This is a genomic window from Ligilactobacillus sp. WC1T17, assembly GCA_900110005.1.
GTDB classification, from domain to species: Bacteria; Bacillota; Bacilli; order Lactobacillales; family Lactobacillaceae; genus Ligilactobacillus; species Ligilactobacillus ruminis_A.
Genome location: FOCC01000003.1, coordinates 123,672 through 142,956, shown reverse-complemented (window position 1 = coordinate 142,956; position 19,285 = coordinate 123,672). Strand labels below are relative to the sequence as shown.

Sequence of the window (19,285 nt, the reverse complement as noted above, 5' to 3'; positions counted from 1 at the left end):
AAGAAAGGACTTGTGCCTTTGATTACAACAATTGTTACTTTTATCATTGTTTTTGGCATTTTAGTTTTTGTGCATGAATTTGGCCACTACTTTTTTGCTAAACGGTCAGGTATTTTAGTGCGAGAATTTTCAATCGGAATGGGGCCTAAAATTTATGCCTACCACAAAAATGGGACTACTTATACTTTGCGAATTTTGCCTCTAGGCGGATATGTCCGTATGGCAGGGTTGGAAGATGATGGTGATACTTTAGCTAAAGGCATGCCGGTAGGATTGGTTGTCAATGAGCAGGGTATCGTAGAAAAAATTAATTTATCCGATAAAATTAGTTTGTTAAATGCAATTCCGGTTGAAGTTTCTGATTGGGATTTTGATCAGGCTTTATTCATCAAAGGATATGAAAATGGTGATGAAAGCGAGGAAGTAACTTATCAAGTTGACCATGATGCGCTAATTGTTGAAAAAGATGGTACTGAGGTGCAAATTGCACCGCTTGATGTACAATTTCAATCGGCCAGTTTGCTTAACCGGATGATAACTAATTTTGCTGGAGCAATGAATAATTTCTTATTAGCAATTGTCGCTTTTTTTGTGGTTGCCTTGCTGCAAGGTGGGGTGGTTTCCAGCACGACGACGATTGGCCAAATTCAAGCAAATTCACCTGCGGCTAAAGCAGGTCTTAAAGTAGGCGACCAAGTGGTTAAAGTTAACCAAACAAAAGTTGCTACTTTTACAGAATTGAGCAGTAAGATTACTGCTAATCCCAATAAACAGCTGAAATTTACGGTTAAGCGGCACAATACGCTTAAGACAATCACGGTCACACCTAAAAAAGTGATTTCAAATGGAAAAGCGGCTGGACAAGTCGGTATTGTTGCCAAACAAAAAATTGATCATTCACTGGGAGCTATTTTAGGCTATGGTTTTAAAGAAACGTGGAGTGTGATGGTTCAAATCTTCCAAGTTTTGCGCAATATGTTTAGCGGCTTTAGTCTCAATGACTTAGGTGGTCCAGTGGCCATGTATTCCTTTACTTCACAGGCTGCTAAGTACGGCCCTGTGAGTGTTATTACGCTATTGGCCTTTTTGTCCATTAACTTGGGCATTGTTAACTTATTGCCGATTCCGGCTTTGGATGGCGGCAAATTACTGCTTAACTTTATCGAGGCTATTCGGCGCAAACCAATTGATCCTGAAAAGGAAATGCTTTTGACGCTGATTGGTTTTGCCTTTTTGATGATTTTAATGGTTTTAGTGACCTGGAATGATATTCAGCGTTATTTCTTCCGTTAATGTTGTATAATAAATGAGTATAATTTTGAGAGGGGCTTTTATTTTTTATGAAACAATCTAAGTTGCTAATCCCTACTTTAAAAGAAGTACCAAGCGATGCTGAAGCAGTCAGTCATCAATTGATGCTGCGCGGGGGATATATCAAACAAATCACAGCAGGCATGTATGCTTATTTGCCTTTGGCATACCGTGTTTTACGCAATGTTGAAGATATTGTGCGTGATGAAATGGAAAAAATTGGTGCAGCTGAAATGCTGGTACCAGCTGTTTTGCCAGCTGAATTATGGCAACAAACGGGCCGTTATGAAACCTATGGTGCCAATTTATTTAAGTTAAAAGATCGGCATGAACGCGACTTCATTTTGGGACCAACCCACGAAGAAACATTTACAACTATTGTACGTGATGCCATCAAGTCTTATAAGAAATTGCCAATCACATTGTACCAAATTCAAACTAAGTTTCGTGATGAAAACCGTCCCCGCTATGGTTTGCTTAGAGGCCGCGAATTTGTGATGCAAGATGCTTACTCCTTCCATGCTGAAGAAGGCAGTTTGGACCAAACTTTTCGTGATATGGATGTTGCTTATTCTAACATCTTTAAACGCGTAGGTCTTAACTTCCGTTCTATTATCGGTGATGCCGGTGCTATGGGTGGAAATAACTCTAAGGAATTTATGGCTATTGCTCCTATCGGGGAAGATACGGTTGTTTATTCTGACGAAAGTGACTACGCTGCTAACCTTGAGATGGCGCAAAACAAGCGGATTTTGCCCAAATCACATGAAACTTTGGGCGAATTAACCAAGGTTCATACACCAGGTGCAAAGACAATTGATGAAGTAGCTGCTTTCTTGGATTCTGCTCCTGAAAGAGAAATTAAGACTTTGCTCTTTATTGCCGATGACAAACCAGTGGTTGTTTTAATGCGCGGTAATGATGAAGTTAATGAAGTTAAACTTAAGAATTATTTGAAAGCTGATTTTTTGCGTCCAGCTGAAGAGGCTGAAGCTGTCAAATACTTGGGCGCTAATTTTGGTTCTTTAGGTCCAGTTGGGATTGCTGAAGATATCGAAATTTTAGCTGACCTTGATGTTGAAATGATGGCTAATGCCAGTGTTGGTGCTAATGAAGATGATTATCATTATGTCAACGCTAATTTGGATCGTGACTTTAAGGTTGATCATTTTGTCGATTTACGGACCGTTAAGGAAGGCGAATTATCACCTGATGGTCAAGGTAAGTTGAAATTTACCCGTGGGATTGAAATTGGCCATATTTTTAAATTGGGTACACGTTATTCTAAAGATTTAAATGCTGTTGTCTTAGATGAAAACGGCCGGCAAGTGCCAATGATTATGGGATGCTATGGTATTGGTGTATCACGTCTTTTGTCAGCAATCGTTGAACAGCATAGCGATGAAAATGGTATTGTTTGGCCACGCAGCATTGCGCCTTTTGATGTGCATGTCATTCCAGTCAACGTGAAGAATGATGCTCAAGCTAAGATGGCAGACAAGGTTAATGCGATTTTAGAAGAAGCGGGCTACAAGGTCTTGCTTGATGATCGCAAGGAACGTGCAGGGGTTAAATTTGCTGATGCCGATTTAATTGGTATTCCAGCCCGTATCACAGTTGGTAAAAAAGCCAGTGAAGGCATTGTTGAAATTAAATTGCGTCGTACCGGTGAAACACTTGAAGTGAAATTAGAAGAAATTTTGAATTCACTTGCTATCTTACTTAAAGAAGAAAGTTTAAATGCTTAATTGAATTGAAGGTTGTTTTTTAACAACCTTTTTTGTGTATATTTGGGGGTAAAGATGGAATTACGATTTGCAACGTCAGCTGATGCTGAAGCATTATTAAAGATTTATGCGCCATATGTTGAAAAAACAGCCATTACATTTGAATATGAAGTACCAAGTCTAGCTGAATTTAAACAACGCATTACGACTATTAGTCAGCGCTATCCTTATTTGGTCGCGGTTGAAGACGGCAAAATTATTGGCTATGCTTATGTGAGTGCTTTTAAAGAGCGTAAGGCCTATGATTGGGCGGTTGAAACCTCCATTTATCTCGATCAAACCCAGCGTCAAAAGGGTTTAGGAACACGGATGTATCAAGCTTTGGAAGAAATTTTGAAATTGCAGGAAATAACAAATGTCAATGCCTGCATTACCTATTGTAATCCAGAAGATGAATATGTTACATTAGCTAGTGTTAAATTTCACGAAAAAAGAGGTTTTCACCTTGTCGGTAAATTTAGCCAGTGCGGCTATAAATTCAACCGGTGGTATGATATGATTTGGATGGAAAAATTCATACAAGTACATCAAAAAATACAGCCAGCGTTTAAACCGATTGGAACTATTTTAACTATGGCAAAACCGATTTTAGCCAAATACTCAGATTAAAAAATTTTAATAACATAAAAGAGTGTCAATTTGAGACGCTCTTTTATTTTGGCCGTTATTTGCTATTTTAAAGGCAAGCTGACACTAATTTAAAGGCATTTATGTAGGTTTAAGCAAAAAAGATATTTTTAGAGAAGTTTAAAAAAGCTTGCTAAAACCTAGCACTCTAAGGGTTTGAGTGCTAAAAAAAGGATTAAATCCCCGTGATGGCGGCATTTAATACCTTGACAAGTGGGCATAACTTGTGTATATTAATAATTGTCTTAGCACTCATGTGTGCTAAGTGCTAAAAAAGAAGGTGATTGAATGTTAACTGAAAGACAGCTTTTTATCTTAGAGGCTATTATCAGATCCTATACGGAAGATGGCCAACCAATTGGCTCGAAACGTTTAGAACAGCAATTACCTATTCATGCAAGTTCAGCAACGATTAGAAACGAGATGGCTTACCTAGAAAAGCAAGGTTTAATTGCTAAGGAACACTCCAGTTCAGGGAGAATTCCAACCGAGCGTGGCTACCGCTATTATGTTGATCATATTATGAAGCCTAGCAAGCTTGATTTAACAGCGGTCCAAAATATTAGGCAGTCATTTAACAGTGAATTTCAAAAAGTTGATGAGATTGTAGCTACTTCAGCACAAATTTTATCGGACTTGACGCAGTATACAGCTATTTCTTTAAAACCTGAAGCTACTGATATCAGGTTGGAAGGTTTTCGGATGGTACCTTTAGGCGACCAGCAAATCATGGTTATTTTGGTTACTAGCGACGGCAGGGTTGAAAGCCAAATGTATGCCATTCCGAGTGGTATCAGAGGTGAAGAATTAGAGGCTGTTACGCGGGTAATTAATGATAAGGTCGTCGGCTTGTCACTGAATCAGGTAATCGCTAAGCTGCATGAAAGTCTACCGTTAATTTTAAGATATCTGCACCAGGCAGATGGCTTTATGGATGCTTTTGGACAAATTGTCAATAAAGCCGTTGAGCGTCAGGTATATGTGAGCGGAAAGACAAACTTATTAAGCTTTACACCTTGGGCTAGCCCTGAGCAGATTAAAGCTTTGTATACACTGATTGACCAATCAAATAATTTGAATAGTTTGCTTGATGCGGGTTCTAAGGGCATTTCCATCAAAATGGGCTCTGAGTTGCCTGATCGCTTGCTTTCACATTATAGTTTGGTTTCAGCGGCATATGATGATGGTAACAATGGTCAAGGGATTATTGCGATTTTAGGTCCGAACAACATGCCATATTCTAAAATGATTGGCTTGATTGATGTTTTCCGTGATGAAATGACTAAACGGATTTTTGATTACTATCGTCACTTGCATTAAATATTGAGTAAAGAATTAAATAGAAAAGGGGTGTTCATGTGGCTGATCAAGCAAAAGCTAGGGCAACTGAAACCGAAACTTCTCAAGTAAAGGAAGCTAACGAAAAAGTCTCAGAAGCTCAAGACACCAAAGAAAATCAAAAAGAAGCTCCAGCTGATGCATTAGCTGAATTGCAAAAAAAATATGATGAACTAGAAGATAAATATTTGCGTGCTGAAGCTGAAATGCAAAATATGACTAAGCGGTTCAAAAAAGAGCAACAACAACTTTTGAAATATGAAGGTCAAGATTTGATTAAAGGTATTTTGCCGGTTGTCGATAACTTGAACCGGGCTTTAACAATTGATGTGAGCGAAAAAGGTTCTGATCAATTGCTTAAAGGTATTGAAATGATTTCGCGTGATATGCAAAAAGCTTTGACTGATAACCATGTTACTAAGATTGAAGCTTTAGGCCAAACATTTGATCCAACCTTGCACCAAGCGGTTAAATCCGTGCCTGCAACCGCAGATCAAAAAGCTGATACCGTCGTGGAAGTCTATCAAGATGGTTATATGTTAAAAGATCGTGTTTTACGTCCAGCCATGGTCGTTGTAGCACAGTAAAATTTTTAAGGAAGAGGATGAAAAACTAATGGCAAAAATCATTGGTATTGATCTTGGGACAACAAACTCTGCAGTAGCTGTCCTTGAAGGCAAAGAAGCAAAGATTATTACAAACCCTGAAGGGAATCGAACAACTCCTTCAGTTGTTTCATTTAAGAACGGCGAAACACAAGTTGGTGAAGTCGCTAAGCGTCAAGCAATTACAAACCCTAACACTATTTCTTCAATCAAACGTCATATGGGTGAAGCTGATTATAAAGTTGATGTTGAAGGCAAAGCTTATACACCACAAGAAATTTCAGCTATGATTTTACAATACATCAAGGAATATGCTGAAAGCTATTTGGGTGAAAAGGTAACCCAAGCTGTTATCACAGTTCCTGCTTACTTCAATGACTCACAACGTCAAGCAACTAAGGATGCTGGTAAGATTGCTGGTTTGACTGTTGAACGTATTGTTAACGAACCAACTGCTGCCGCTTTAGCTTATGGCCTTGATAAGCAAGACAAAGATGAAAAAGTTCTCGTCTTTGACCTTGGTGGTGGTACTTTTGATGTTTCCATCCTTGAATTAGGCGATGGTGTCTTCCAAGTGCTTTCAACTAATGGTGATACTCATCTTGGTGGGGATGACTTTGATAACAAGATTATTGACTGGTTGGTAGCCGGCTTCAAGCAAGAACACGGTATTGATTTGTCAGCTGACAAGATGGCTATGCAACGCTTGAAGGATGCTGCTGAAAAGGCTAAGAAAGATTTGTCCGGTGTAACTTCAGCTCAAATCTCCTTACCATTTATCACAGCCGGTCAAGAAGGGCCTTTGCACCTTGAAACCACTTTGACACGGGCTAAGTTTAATGAATTGACGCAAGACTTGGTTGAACGTACTAAGATTCCAGTGCGCAATGCTTTAAGTGATGCCGGTTTGACCAACGCTGATATTGATGAAGTTATCTTGGTTGGTGGTTCAACTCGTATTCCTGCAGTTAAGGAAGCTGTTAAGGCTGAAACAGGTCACGTGCCAAATGAATCAGTTAACCCTGATGAAGCTGTTGCTTTGGGTGCTGCTATTCAAGGTGGGGTTATCACTGGTGATGTTAAAGATGTTGTCTTGCTTGATGTTACACCACTTTCCTTGGGTATTGAAACCATGGGCGGTGTCTTTACGAAGTTAATTGATCGCAACACAACCATCCCAACTTCTAAGTCACAAGTTTTCTCAACGGCTGCTGATAACCAACCAGCTGTTGATATTCACGTTTTGCAAGGTGAACGTCCAATGGCTGCTGATAACAAGACTTTGGGTCGCTTCCAACTGACAGATATCCCAGCTGCTCCACGTGGGGTTCCACAAATTCAAGTTACTTTCGATATCGATAAAAACGGTATTGTTAATGTTTCAGCTAAGGATCTTGGCACTAACAAGGAACAAAAAATTACCATCAAGTCTTCGTCCGGTTTGTCTGACGAAGAAATCGAACGCATGGTTAAGGAAGCTAAGGAAAACGAAGCTGCTGACAAGAAGCGTAAAGAAGAAGTTGACTTGCGCAATGAAGTTGACCAATTACTCTTCCAAACAGATAAGACTTTAGAAGAAGTCAAGGACAAGGTGTCAGCTGATGAAGTTAAGAAGATTGAAGATGCTCGTGATGCTTTGAAGAAGGCTCAAGAACAAAACAATCTTGAAGAAATGAAGACTAAGAAAGATGATTTGACTAAGGCTATTCAAGATGTGTCCGTCAAATTATATCAACAAGCACAACAAGCACAAGGTGCTAATGGTGCTCAAGCTGGCAACGCTTCAGCTAATAATTCATCAAATAACGACAGCAACACTGTTGATGGTGATTTTAAAGAAGTCGACCCAGATGACAAGAAATAAGACCTGTCAGTTTAACTAGGTTAAGCAAAAAAGGGGGGGCTTGGAAAAAATTCCAAAGCCCCCTTTTTATTTAAAATAACTTGTGTTACGCTAGTTAAAGACATAAGATATGGAGGGGCATATAATGGCAGAACAAAGAGATCCATATGACGTTTTAGGCGTTTCAAAAGATGCATCTGCTGATGAAATTAAAAAAGCATATCGGAAATTATCCAAGAAATATCACCCTGATTTAAACCATGAACCAGGGGCAGAAGCTAAATTTAAGGAAGTTAACGAAGCTTATGAAATTTTAAGCGATCCGCAAAAAAAGGCACAGTATGACCAATTTGGTTCCATGGGCGGTCAAGGGCAAGATTTTGGCGGGTTTGGCGGTCAAGGTTTTGGTGATTTTAGCGGATTTGGCGGTTTCAGTGACATTTTTGATTCCTTCTTTGGCGGAGGCGGTGCTAGCCGTAATCCCAATGCGCCACGGCAAGGAAGCGATTTGCAATATGAAATGAATCTGACTTTTGAAGAAGCTATTTTTGGCAAGACAACCGAGATTCAATACACACGTGATGAAACGTGTGATACTTGCCATGGAAACGGTGCTAGGCCAGGCACCAGTCCGCAAACATGTTCACGTTGTGGCGGGCGCGGTTTTATTCAAGTACAAAGACAAACACCTTTGGGCCGTGTAATGACACAACAAGAATGTGATGTTTGCCATGGTACAGGTAAAGAAATTAAAGAAAAATGTCAAACATGCCACGGTACTGGCCGTATGCGCAAGAAGCATGCTGTCCAAGTTAAAGTGCCGGCCGGTGTGGAAAATGGCAACCAAATGCGCCTGCAAGGCCAAGGTGAGGCCGGTACAAACGGTGGACCTTATGGCGATTTGTTCATCGTCTTTGCGGTTGCTGCAAGCAAAGACTTTAGACGTGATGGGGCTGAAATCTACTTCAATCAGGATATCAGCTTTGTTCAAGCTGCTTTGGGGGATGAGATTGAAGTTAAAACCGTTCATGGTCCCGTTAAGATGAAGATTCCAGCTGGGACTCAAACGGGTACGACCTTTAGACTTAAGGGCAAAGGTGCACCGCGCTTGCGAGGTGCAGGTAATGGCGATGAACAAGTTACGGTTAATATTGTCACACCAAAGAATCTTAATGAAAAGCAGCGTTTAGCTTTGAAGGCTTTTGCAGAAGCTTCAGGTAAAAAAATTTCAGGATCAAGTTTTTTTGAAAAATTAAAGAAGCAGTTTAAAGATTAATGTTAAAGCGGGCGGGAGCTGGTAAGTCCACGTCCGTTTTTTGATGAAAGGACGGATTAAATGGCATATTCGCAAAAAGTGTTGGATCTGTTGGAAAAAGGCCAGCTTGAAGAAGCTAAAAAAGCTTTTGGATGGGCTTTACGCAAAGATGATGATCAAATGCTGTATAGTTTAGCCGAAGAATTGTATTCATTGGGATTTACTAAGCAAGCTAAAAGAGCTTATCAAAAGCTCTTAGACCGCTATCCTGATGAAGATGGCCTCAAAGTAGCTTTGGCTGAAATTGAAATTAATGATGGGCATGATGATCAAGCTTTAGACTTGCTGGCGCAAGTGAGTGCAACTTCTGATGCTTATATTGAAAGTTTGATGGTCGAAGCTGATTTATATCAGACTCAAGGTATATTTGATGTTAGCGAACAAAAGCTTTTAGAGGCGTACCGTATGGCTCCAGATGAAAGTGTTATCCGCTTTGCTTTAGCAGAACTTTATTTCAATACTAAAGAATATCGTAAAGCCTCGCAATATTATCTTTCTTTGATTGAAGAAGGCATTTTAACTCTGTCGCAAGTTAATTTAGTCAGCCGTTTAGGCCTATCATATGCCGGGTTTGGCAAGTTGGAAACAGCTTTAGGGTATTTGCAGCAGATTCCAGCAGATAAATTAGATGATGATGCTTTATTCCAACTGGCTTTTATTCAATATCAGCAAAAAGACTTTGACAATGCCCAAAAGAATTTTGAAAAATTAAGCGACAAAACACCTGATTATGCGACAGTGTATCCTTATTTGACGGATATTTACAGCAATCAGGGGGATTTGACGAAAGCTTTGATTACAGCCCAAGAAGGCTTGAGTTTTGACGAATTTAATGAGGACTTATACCTTAAGGCAGCTGATTTATCACTGAAGACGGGTAATCCCAGCCAAGCTGAAGCTTATCTTAAAAAAGCTTTGACAATTAATCCGGATAGCATGCCTTGCGTACTAGCCTTAAGTAATCTCTTGGTTGATTTAAAACGATATGATGAAGTTATCGACTTAGTACAGGCTTATTTGCAGGCTGATGAAATTGATCCGCAGTTATATTGGAACCTTGGGCAAGCCTATGCAGCTAAAGAAGATTATGAGGCGGCTGAAAAGTATTATAATGCTGCTTCTAGTGAATTAAATGAATCGCTGGCATTTTTAAAGGATGCCGCGGTCTTTTACCGCAATGCTGGTCGAAGAGAGCGTGCTTTAGCCTATGCTAATAAATATCTCAAGCAAAATCCTAATGACTTAGATGTAGTTTATTTGTTAGATGAATTAGAATAAAAATAAAAAGCGTCTTTTAAAAGACGCTTTTTATTTTGAATTAAATTTTGGCTGGCTTGAGATGCAGATACTTATTATAAGCTTTAATTTGTGCTTTTAATCTAACTTTTGTTTGGCCAGTTCAAAGCGGTAGTAATTCAAAGACGCTGGTGTAAGCCGTAAACGAGCGCACAGGTCCTTATCAGGCAGAGTTTGGTGGTTTAACAAGTAATGGAATAAATTAGCCTGATAGAGCTTTTGAGGCTTCAGCGGCAAGGCAATTTTAGGCTGGTCCTTTTTGAAATATTTATGCAAAGCAGGCAAAGTCAGTCTAGGATCAGCTAAATTAATGCGCTGCTTTAAAAATAAATCATGGCAGTCCTGCAAATTTTGAAGGTGTTCCATTTGTGTGCGATAGTTGGTTAAAAAGTTTTGTTCGGCTATTGTAAAATCTTCTTTGGCTAAGACTTGATAAAAATCTTTTTGAATGATTTCGGTAATGGTATAAAAATGTGCTAAACAAAGTAGCGTCATCCTAGTATAAAAACTGATGCTATCATCAGCTAATAATGGTTCCAAATTAGCAGCCCAAGTGAGCGGCAAGAGTTCGTCCGGCTCTTTTTTTAAACCTTTAATTCCTGCAGTTGGCAGTGTTTGAGACAGTCTTCTGGTAAAAATAAATTCAAAATAAATATTTAAATGGGTCAAAACTTTATTATAGGTGGAATTTTTAATCTCGCGTTTAACCTGTAGCATATTTAGATAATCTAAGATATCGGCTTCCTCAATATTAGAGAGGGAAGGATTAGTGCGGTATGACAGATTAAAGCCACGTAGATGCTTGAATAAGCGGGCGACATCCTGGCAGATATCATTCATAGTGTTTTCAGCTAAAAAGCGCTGGTGTAAGAGGTAGGTTTTGAATTGTTTTTCATAGGGGAAGTCCATTTAAGCCACCATCCTTTCAAGATTAGTATAACATAAATGATAAAAAGTTACTTTAACAAAACATCTAAAAAAAGATTTGCCACTAGGGCAAACCTTTGGAAAATCATTTTAGATTGTGACAACTTTTTGTGGGTTAATGACAGTGATTAAGTCATTTACTTCAGCGGTAGTTACCGTTTGCGGCAAGCTTAAATCAGTCATAGATAAGTCAATTACTTCCGTTGCCAAACCAGATTGGTAATCTTTCCAGGGATTGAAAGCATGCATCAGGTTAGCCATTAGCTCAGGGTAATAAGCTTTAATAGCTAATTTTTGGCAGATATCATCCATTTTAAACAAGGTATCGAGGCTGAATGGATTGCCTTTGATGAGGAGGTCTTGCGGCTTATCTGCCATTAAAACCTGCTGATAATGGCTTAAATCAGGCAGCGCTTGACTAGCCGGCTGCGTAATTTTTGAACTTAAAATCAGCTGGGTTAACTGGGCGTCTTTAAAAGCCTTTTTCCATTTTTTGAGCCGCTTTTTATGCCAGCCTTGCGTGATAAAACGCGGCGCATAGCCAATTTTTTGCTGACCGTCGTCAAAAAGCAAAACATAAGATCCAAAAAAACCGTCATCATTGGATAAAGCTGTAACGCTTATGTCATCAAACATTTGCGCGAAGGTATAAGGAATAATTTTAACGGCGGTTAAGTTATAATCTGTTTTTAAAAAACGGTTTAACTTTTGCAAGAGCAGATACAATTCCTGACTAATGTAGATTTGGCTCCCGGCTAGTAAAGCCAATTTTTCTTTGAGCCGTGGTTGTAAAGAAGTCAAAAAAACAGTTTCTGATTCCACGGAATTTTGACATTGTTCAAGATTAGGGTCCAGCCAAAAAAGCTGATGATTAAATATTAATTGCATGTTGCCCCCTATAAGTTAGCATCGGTTTTAAAGTTTAACGGTGATAAATCAGTTGATGCTGTAATTAGATCTGCAGTTAAGTCTTTCACCTTGTCTAAAGCTAATTGCTGCATGTCCATGGAAGCCTTGGTTAAGGCTTCAGTCAAGGCTACGCCATTAAGGGTTTGAGCCAATTGATCAGTCGCAGCGATTTTTTGTGCAAATGCAATGGCGCATTCTTTTTGCAAGTCATGCAATTTTTGCCCGAATAAAGGATAGTGCGGATCAACTAAGATGCCTAATAATTTATAATCCCAATAAGCTGAATCAGTACTGTAAGTCTTTTGACCGTGCTTATAAGCTTCAATAACATCATTTGTGCCAGCGTAAACAGGGACATAGACACTTTGACAGGTTACACCTAAGGCTAAGTAGTGTAAACCTGCGACGTCAACGGGTAAATTAGACCGCATTTGTAAAAGATGTGATTCTTGAGTCTTAGCTAAACTAATTGGTCTAAATTTGTTTTTAAGCTCTTTTGGTCCGTTTCCCAAAGGATCATAAGGCGTATTTTGAAAATGCGAACCTAAGACATATTCCAAATCATCTAAGTAAAGCAGCCGATCAGCTTTTTGGATGAAGGGCAAATCTTCACTCATTGGTTCTTGAACGACACTGGGAGTGAGATATCTTTGACCATACCAAACACGCGGTGTGCTGTATATTTCATCAGATAAAGTATGGGTACCAAAGATATTTCTGAAGTTGAAGGTTTGCGGCTGGGGATTTAAATGATGGCCATTTACAAAAGCTAAAATGTCTTTTGAAAACATAAAGTTAGCAGGGTCATCAAAATCGATTTCTTGAATAGCCAATTGGTTAGCGCAAACAGCATAGCAGTCATCGGGAATTCTTTGAGCAACCCAATGGTGACCAGAACCGGTTTCCATGTACCATACTTCGTCTTGATCTGAGAACAAAATGCCGTTTGATTCACAGGTTCCATAGGTTGAAACGATTTCGCCCAGGCGTTCAACACCTTGGCGGGCAGATTTAACGTAAGGCAAGACACAAGTTACCATAGCTTCTTCGCCAATACCTTTTTCAACGAGGGGGTCAAAGCCTAAAACGCGTTCGTTGGCGTAGGCTGATTCAGTAGCACTCATGCAGACGCCATATTCATTGATACCGTCTTCTTCAAAAAGGCCGAATTCATCGGTCCATTCAGGCGTAGCTGTATATTTGAAGCGTTCATTTGGCAAAGGCATACTAAAGCCGTTATCTTTTGAAGTAAATGTTTGTGGTTCAGTAAAGTTTTCATGCGGATGAACCGTCATTTTTTTAGGCCAGGCGCTTTTAGCGTCTTCATTGCGGCCAATGACAGTCGAACCATCGGCCATAGCCTTTTTTCCAACTAAAATGCTGGTACAAGCTGAAAATTCAAAACTTTTTTGGAGCATGATATCACTTTCCTTTCAGATTTACTTTTATTATACTATACTTTTAGCGTTTATAAGCTTGCAATTCCTAAGAAGCAATGGCATAATGATTGAAGTTTAATACAGAAGGGAAGTTAGAAAATGCCACTGGTTCATATTGAATTAATTGAAGGTCGCAGTCAAGAACAATTGAAGCACTTAGTTGAAGACGTTACCAAAGCTGTAACAGCTAATACAGGCGCTCCTAAAGAACACGTACACGTTGTTTTAAGCGAAATGCGCAAAGACCGCTACGCTGTAGGCGGCGTACTTAAAAGCGACGAAAAATAAAAAAAGCTTGCAGCTTAAAGCTGCAAGCTTTTTTTATAAGTGTAATTTTTTTTCTAAGTAGTTAGCTAAACCGTCATGGTCATTATCTAATGCTGTAACGTCGTCGGCAATTTGTTTAATATGTTCCGTCCCATTTTGCATAGCGACCCCTAGACCGGCAAATTTGAGCATTTCTTCGTCATTATGCTCATCTCCAAAAGCAATAATATTTCGGCGGTCAATGTGATAGGTTTTTGCTAAAAAATCAACCCCGTAAGCTTTATTAATGTTTTTGGGTGCTAGTTCTAAGACCGGATTGGGCCCGCCCCACACGCCTACGGTAATTTTATGTCCGAAATGTTCATTTAGTTTTTGCACAATTGAAGCCTTGTTTTGATTGTCAACTAGCATGGTCATGGCAGTTGGGTCAGTCGTTAAATTTTGCTTGTTTAAGACATGTTCTTGGGTTAAATTAGCTAAGAAAAAGCCATCAACAGTATTATCCGCTACGTCTGACAATAAAAGATTTTTGCCTTCAGCAGCGATGACTTTGATGCCCCATTTTTCCTTATTAGCTAAGATGTCAAAGGTAATCTTTTTAGGAAAGGTAGCTTGATATTCATGTTCCCAATTTTTACCTGGAATGTAACCTAAAGCTCCGTTAAAATTAATCATAGGGCCCGTCAGCTTTAGCTCATGATAAAAGCTCGTAGCCATCCGGTTAGGGCGACCAGTGACAATTGAAACGATATGGCCGGCTTCTTTGGCTTTAGTCAAAACAGACTTGGTTTTGGCTGAGATTTGTGTTTTAGCATTTAAAGTTGTTCCATCAAGGTCGAGCGCAATCAGTTTTCGTTCCATTTTCATCCATCCTGTTAATAATTTTAAACACGATTATAGCATATTGCAGCACATTTTTACAGGTCATTTGTACTAAATTATTCAAGGATTTAATCGCTCATTTTAGCCGGATACTAGTGTATAATTAAGGGTAGAATGGAGGCAGAAAAAATGATTGAAATTTTAAATAAACATGCAGGCAAATATCCTGTTTTAGAAATTGTTGATGCTAAGCTAGCACAAGAAGAATTGCCCCTCGTCTTCTTTTATCACGGCTGGAAAGGATGCAAGGAAAAGGTTGTTTCCCAAGGGTATGAACTTGCTCGTCAGGGCTTTAGAGTTATTTTGCCTGATGCAAAATTCCATGGTGACAGACAAGTCGGCGGTCCTGCAAGTACCCATTATTTAGAATTTTGGCAAATCATCGCTGATTCTGTAGCTGAATTTCCTGAAATTGTTGATTATTATGCCAAAACAAGCGGTATTAAAGATAAATGGATTGGGGTTAGCGGCCTTTCAATGGGCGGAATTACAACCTGTGCTTTATTAAGATCGTATGATTGGATTAAGAGTGCTGTGTGTTTAATGGGGTCGCCTTGTCCGGTTGCCTTTGCCAAAAAGCTGATTGCCTCAATGCCGGAAGTAAAAAATGTCCCTCAGCAATACATTGATTCTCAATTGGAAGCATTGCAGGCGATTGACCTGTCATTTAAGCCTGAGACCTTAGCTGGCCGGCCTGTTCATTTTTGGCATGGAACCGCCGATCAAATCGTGCCTTATCAGCCAACCAAGGATTTTTATGATAGCATCAAGGAAAAAACATATGCAAACCGGATTACTTTTGAAAGTACGCAAGATGGAGTACATCGGGTGCCTTATGAAATTACAGTTTCAATGGCTGATAAATTTAAACAATTTTACCAAGAGGACTGCTAGACTAGCCGTAAAATAAATTTATGGTATACTAGGATTACTTAGTATAATCACGAAAGGTAATGAAAGATGACTGAAAGAAGCAAAGAAGCAATTAAAGAAGATATTTTAGATCGTTTAGAAATGGTAATTGACCCTGAATTAGGAGTTGATATTGTTAATTTGGGGTTGGTTTATGCGATTGATTTGCAAGATGATGGTACTTGTGTCGTTTCAATGACATTAACGACGATGGGATGTCCTTTGACCAATTTACTGTCTGATTTGGTGACAAATGCTTTAAGTGACGTTGCTGAAATTAAGCAAGTTGAGGTTAAATTTGTGTGGGAACCGGCTTGGTCAACTGACCGTATGACGAGCTATGCCAAGATGGCTTTAGGTATTCATTAATAGGGGGATAGCTTTGTTTAAGAAACGAATCTATGTCTTTGGCTATGTCTTTTTGCTGGCTTTTTTTGCAGTTTACCTGTGCTTTAAGATTCAAGAAAGAGATATGATTATCCAGTTAAATAACCATAACCTATCGCCAGATGCTTATGTGGTCAAATTTAAGCAGAATATAACGATGTATTCCTTAAACCAAAAGCTGGGCAGCTCAAACCTTAGTGATTTGCAAGTCCATTATCAAGATCAAAGCAATCAAAAAATCACCTATTTTTATGGTAAAGGTGATTATCTGGATTTACCGATGATTTCGGGCAAGACTTTCAATGAAAAAGCTTTTTCATCTACGGTTGAAACCTTAATTGCTGGTAAAGATTGGCAGGATAAGTTTTATAAGCCGAAAGACCAGAACTATTTAAAAATTAATCAGCATTACTTACCTGTTATTGGGGTAATGGGGGACAGCTATAAGTCTAAATTAGATAGTCAGCTTTTTATTGCGCCATCTATCTCTCAGCAGCAAGCTGCATCTGTAAAAGATTTTCGGGTTGTCATTGACGGCTCTAAGGCGTTGACAGCTGCTAAACTTAAGCAGACCCTAGGTCAAGTAACTGTCAAGAGAATGGTAAATAATAATTTCTTGGCTGTTCATGAGTCGTGGTTGGCCTCCCACTTAGCCCAAGCTTTAGGTCTGGGTTTGATTGTCATTTTGTTGATGGTTGAAGTTTATATTTGGCTTTTGACATCTACCAAGTATTATCACGAGTCGAATTTTTTGAAAATTGCCCCCAAGCAATTTTTGTTTGCAGAATGGCGGTCATTTAGCATCTGCCAGCTTCTAGGCTTGGGATTAGGCAGTTTAGCCGCAGCGTTTTATTATAATTTGATGTCATATGGACTAGTAGCTGTTGTGATTATTGGGCTGCTTTTGCTGTCTAGTGTTGGCTTTTATATCTTATTGAAGAAAAAAATGCAAAAGATTGAATGAGGAATTAATGTTGAATTTACCAGCTGATTTTATTGAAAAATATACCCAATTATTGGGGACCAAAGAGGCTAAGCAATTTTTTGAAAGCTTTGACGACGAAGCTCAAAAAGGGTTTAGATTAAATCCTTTAAAGGAAAATTATCAAACGGTTAACCTTGATTTAACCCAGCCGGTTGCATATACCCAGACTGGCTATGTCGGCAAAGTTAATGGCAATTCGCTTGAACATCAGACAGGTTATGTTTACAGTCAAGACTTAAGTGCGATGTATGTTGGTGAAGTGACTGCACCAAAGGCTGGCGAGCGTATTTTAGATTTATGTGCGGCTCCTGGCGGAAAGTCTAGTCAAATTGCTTCACTTATGCCCAATCAAGGCTTGTTGGTCTCAAACGAAATTAATAAAAAAAGAGCGCTGATTTTAGCGGAAAATATGGAACGTATTGGGGCTTTGAATGTTATGGTGACTAACGAAGATCCTGCCAGTTTAACAAAGGTTTTTACGGGCTACTTTGATAAAGTAGTTGTTGATGCTCCTTGTTCAGGTGAAGGAATGTTTCGAAAGAATCACCAAGCTGTCAAATATTGGCATAAGGACTATCCTAGTGAATGTGCGAGTCGTCAAAAATTAATTTTGCAAGATGCACTGAAGATGTTAAAACAAGGTGGAGAATTAATTTATTCGACTTGTACCTTTGCGCCTGAAGAAGATGAGCAGATTGTGGCTTGGCTGCTAGCTAATTACCCTTATTTAGAAATTGTGCCTTTGCAAAAATATCCTGGTATGGACGATGGCCGGCCTGAATTTGCCGACCAAAATCCAGCTTTAGCAGGCTGTGTCCGGTTAATGATGCACCATTTCCAAGGCGAGGGCCATTTTATCGCTAAATTAAGAGATACACGGCCCGTAGAAATCGTTAAGACAAAAAAAGCCAAGAAGAAAAAGAAAGCTAAAACCAATTGGAGCCTTGATGCCGAACAAAAGAATTTATGGCAGGCTTTTGCTCAAGAGTTCAATTTAACTTTCACTGTTAATGATTTGAAATGTTTAGGCGATCATTTGTATTATTATCCTGCTAGTTGGCCTGATATTTCACCGCTCAAGTTCATTCGACCTGGTGTGATGCTGGGAACATTCAAGAAAAAGCGCTTTGAACCGGCTTATAGCCTAGCTTTAGTGTTGAAACCAAGTACTTGTCCTAAAACAATTGCAGTCTCATTAGCAGATTGGGAAAAATATGTTGCTGGTAACCCGTTAACATTGGCCAAGCGCCCAGCTCAAAAGAACGGCTGGTACCTGTTAACCTGTCAAGGTAAAGCCTTTGCTTTTGGCAAGGTTGTTGACTTAACCGTCAAAAATTTCTTTCCCAAGGGATTACGATTTAATATCATTGATGATGAAGCTTAAAAAAAGAACCACTCTTAAGAGTGGTTCTTTTTTTAGATTTGTTCGACAAAATTGCGTAATTCAGTTGAAAGTAAGTATGGAACCTTTTTTAATTGGCTGATATTTTTACAGCCTAAAATGGCCATAATATTTCTGATTTCCCACTTTAGCGTTTCAATATAATTAACCAAAGCATCTTCACCATCTTGGACAAGCAGGTGCAAAAATAAACCGGAGATACCAACGTTATCGGCACCTAAAACCAAACATTTGACCACATCCAAAGACGTTCTAATACCACCAGAAGCCGTTAAAGACAAGTTAATATCAGCAGCATATTTTTTGGCAGCCAGCAGACTTTCGGCGGTTGATAAGCCTAAATCATTTAAAATTGTGAGTTTGTTTTCCTTGCGCCGTTCATTTTCGATTCGTTGAAAATTTGTGCCGCCTTTGCCGGCTAAATCAACATATTTAACGCCTAAATCTGTTAAAATTTTTAACGTTTGAGGAGTCATACCAAAGCCGACTTCTTTCACCAAGATTGGTTTTTTGACCTGTGCAAGCAGCTGGCGCAAATTATCCTGCCAATAAAAGATACGATCACCTTCAGGCATGACTAACTCCTGGGCAACGTTTAAATGCAGTTCAATGGCTGATGCATCCAGCATATCTAACGCTTGGTTGACATTATTAAGCGGATGATTAACACCAAGGTTAGCTAAAAACATTCCTTTTGGATTAACAGTCCTTAAGGCTTTAAAACCAGCTTGCCGCTGGGGTTCTTTTAAAGCAATGCTTTGTGAGCCGACTGCCATCGGCAGGTTCGTTTTTTGGGCTACCCGTGCTAAGGTTAGGTTGACTTTATCAGTTTGCTTGCTTCCCCCCGTTAATGCATTGATAAAAAAAGGGGCGGCAATCTTTTGACCGACTAAAGTTGTTTGTAAATCAATTTCATCAAGGGCTAATTCAGGCAGGTTAGTGCCAACTAAGCGGATTTGGTCTAAGCCGTTTTGGGCTTTTTTTTGATATAGCTTTTCAGCAATAAAAAAGTGTTCATCTTTACGATGGGCTTGCTGACTCATATTTTTAATC

General features: G+C 39.2%; 18 protein-coding genes. 13 read left to right on the top strand and 5 right to left on the bottom strand.

Features of this window, described 5'->3' with window-relative positions:
- Positions 1-21 precede the first annotated feature (21 nt).
- The 8 genes from rseP to BMX26_RS02895 all read left to right on the top strand — a co-directional run bounded on the left by rseP (position 22) and on the right by BMX26_RS02895 (position 10,104).
- The gene (gene rseP / locus BMX26_RS02930; protein ID WP_173647587.1) at positions 22-1,293 is read left to right on the top strand and encodes an RIP metalloprotease RseP; all 1,272 of its coding nucleotides are present in this window, start codon (positions 22-24) and stop codon (positions 1,291-1,293) included.
- Positions 1,294-1,340: 47 nt separating this feature from the next.
- Positions 1,341-3,059 (top strand): proline--tRNA ligase, encoded by a 1,719-nt coding sequence (locus tag BMX26_RS02925; protein WP_075529961.1) that lies wholly within the window; start codon positions 1,341-1,343, stop codon positions 3,057-3,059.
- A 54-nt stretch (positions 3,060-3,113) separates the two neighbouring features.
- A complete protein-coding gene (locus tag BMX26_RS02920) occupies positions 3,114-3,707 on the top strand; it encodes a GNAT family N-acetyltransferase (protein WP_075529960.1) in 594 nt (197 codons plus the stop codon).
- Positions 3,708-4,013: 306 nt separating this feature from the next.
- Complete coding sequence (gene hrcA / locus BMX26_RS02915; RefSeq protein ID WP_075529959.1) at positions 4,014-5,045, top strand: heat-inducible transcriptional repressor HrcA; 1,032 nt, start codon at positions 4,014-4,016, stop codon at positions 5,043-5,045.
- 38 nt (positions 5,046-5,083) lie between these two features.
- Complete coding sequence (grpE, locus tag BMX26_RS02910; protein WP_075529958.1) at positions 5,084-5,650, top strand: nucleotide exchange factor GrpE; 567 nt, start codon at positions 5,084-5,086, stop codon at positions 5,648-5,650.
- Between the two features lie 28 nt (positions 5,651-5,678).
- Positions 5,679-7,532 carry a molecular chaperone DnaK gene (gene dnaK, locus BMX26_RS02905; protein WP_075529957.1) on the top strand — a complete coding sequence of 618 codons (1,854 nt, stop codon included), beginning with the start codon at positions 5,679-5,681 and terminating at the stop codon, positions 7,530-7,532.
- 124 nt (positions 7,533-7,656) lie between these two features.
- Entirely contained in the window at positions 7,657-8,787 is a 1,131-nt protein-coding gene (gene dnaJ / locus BMX26_RS02900; protein WP_075529956.1) for a molecular chaperone DnaJ, read from the top strand.
- A gap of 60 nt (positions 8,788-8,847) precedes the next feature.
- Complete coding sequence (locus tag BMX26_RS02895) at positions 8,848-10,104, top strand: tetratricopeptide repeat protein (protein ID WP_075529955.1); 1,257 nt, start codon at positions 8,848-8,850, stop codon at positions 10,102-10,104.
- A gap of 96 nt (positions 10,105-10,200) precedes the next feature.
- Here the strand turns inward: BMX26_RS02895 and BMX26_RS02890 are convergent, their stop codons facing one another.
- The 3 genes from BMX26_RS02890 to BMX26_RS02880 all read right to left on the bottom strand — a co-directional run bounded on the left by BMX26_RS02890 (position 10,201) and on the right by BMX26_RS02880 (position 13,379).
- Entirely contained in the window at positions 10,201-11,031 is an 831-nt protein-coding gene (locus tag BMX26_RS02890) for a site-specific integrase (RefSeq protein WP_075529954.1), read from the bottom strand.
- Between the two features lie 108 nt (positions 11,032-11,139).
- Positions 11,140-11,937 carry a hypothetical protein gene (locus BMX26_RS02885; RefSeq protein WP_075529953.1) on the bottom strand — a complete coding sequence of 266 codons (798 nt, stop codon included), beginning with the start codon at positions 11,935-11,937 and terminating at the stop codon, positions 11,140-11,142.
- An 8-nt stretch (positions 11,938-11,945) separates the two neighbouring features.
- On the bottom strand, positions 11,946-13,379 hold the full coding sequence (locus BMX26_RS02880) for a C69 family dipeptidase (RefSeq protein WP_143454847.1): 1,434 nt from the start codon (positions 13,377-13,379) through the stop codon (positions 11,946-11,948).
- 117 nt (positions 13,380-13,496) lie between these two features.
- Between BMX26_RS02880 and BMX26_RS02875 the strand changes: the two genes are divergently transcribed.
- Entirely contained in the window at positions 13,497-13,685 is a 189-nt protein-coding gene (locus BMX26_RS02875; protein ID WP_075529951.1) for a 2-hydroxymuconate tautomerase, read from the top strand.
- Positions 13,686-13,718: 33 nt separating this feature from the next.
- Here the strand turns inward: BMX26_RS02875 and BMX26_RS02870 are convergent, their stop codons facing one another.
- The gene (locus BMX26_RS02870; protein WP_075529950.1) at positions 13,719-14,525 is read right to left on the bottom strand and encodes a Cof-type HAD-IIB family hydrolase; all 807 of its coding nucleotides are present in this window, start codon (positions 14,523-14,525) and stop codon (positions 13,719-13,721) included.
- A gap of 150 nt (positions 14,526-14,675) precedes the next feature.
- Here BMX26_RS02870 and BMX26_RS02865 point away from each other — a divergent pair, with 150 nt between their 5' ends.
- The 4 genes from BMX26_RS02865 to BMX26_RS02850 all read left to right on the top strand — a co-directional run bounded on the left by BMX26_RS02865 (position 14,676) and on the right by BMX26_RS02850 (position 18,214).
- The gene (locus BMX26_RS02865; protein ID WP_075529949.1) at positions 14,676-15,440 is read left to right on the top strand and encodes an alpha/beta fold hydrolase; all 765 of its coding nucleotides are present in this window, start codon (positions 14,676-14,678) and stop codon (positions 15,438-15,440) included.
- A gap of 66 nt (positions 15,441-15,506) precedes the next feature.
- The gene (locus BMX26_RS02860) at positions 15,507-15,827 is read left to right on the top strand and encodes a metal-sulfur cluster assembly factor (protein WP_075529948.1); all 321 of its coding nucleotides are present in this window, start codon (positions 15,507-15,509) and stop codon (positions 15,825-15,827) included.
- 13 nt (positions 15,828-15,840) lie between these two features.
- Positions 15,841-16,809, top strand: a complete 969-nt coding sequence (locus BMX26_RS02855; RefSeq protein WP_075529947.1) for a hypothetical protein — start codon at positions 15,841-15,843, stop codon at positions 16,807-16,809.
- A 10-nt stretch (positions 16,810-16,819) separates the two neighbouring features.
- Positions 16,820-18,214 (top strand): RsmF rRNA methyltransferase first C-terminal domain-containing protein, encoded by a 1,395-nt coding sequence (locus BMX26_RS02850; RefSeq protein WP_075530001.1) that lies wholly within the window; start codon positions 16,820-16,822, stop codon positions 18,212-18,214.
- Between the two features lie 32 nt (positions 18,215-18,246).
- Here BMX26_RS02850 and fni read toward each other — a convergent pair whose 3' ends face one another.
- A complete protein-coding gene (gene fni, locus BMX26_RS02845) occupies positions 18,247-19,275 on the bottom strand; it encodes a type 2 isopentenyl-diphosphate Delta-isomerase (RefSeq protein ID WP_075529946.1) in 1,029 nt (342 codons plus the stop codon).
- Positions 19,276-19,285: the final 10 nt, after the last annotated feature.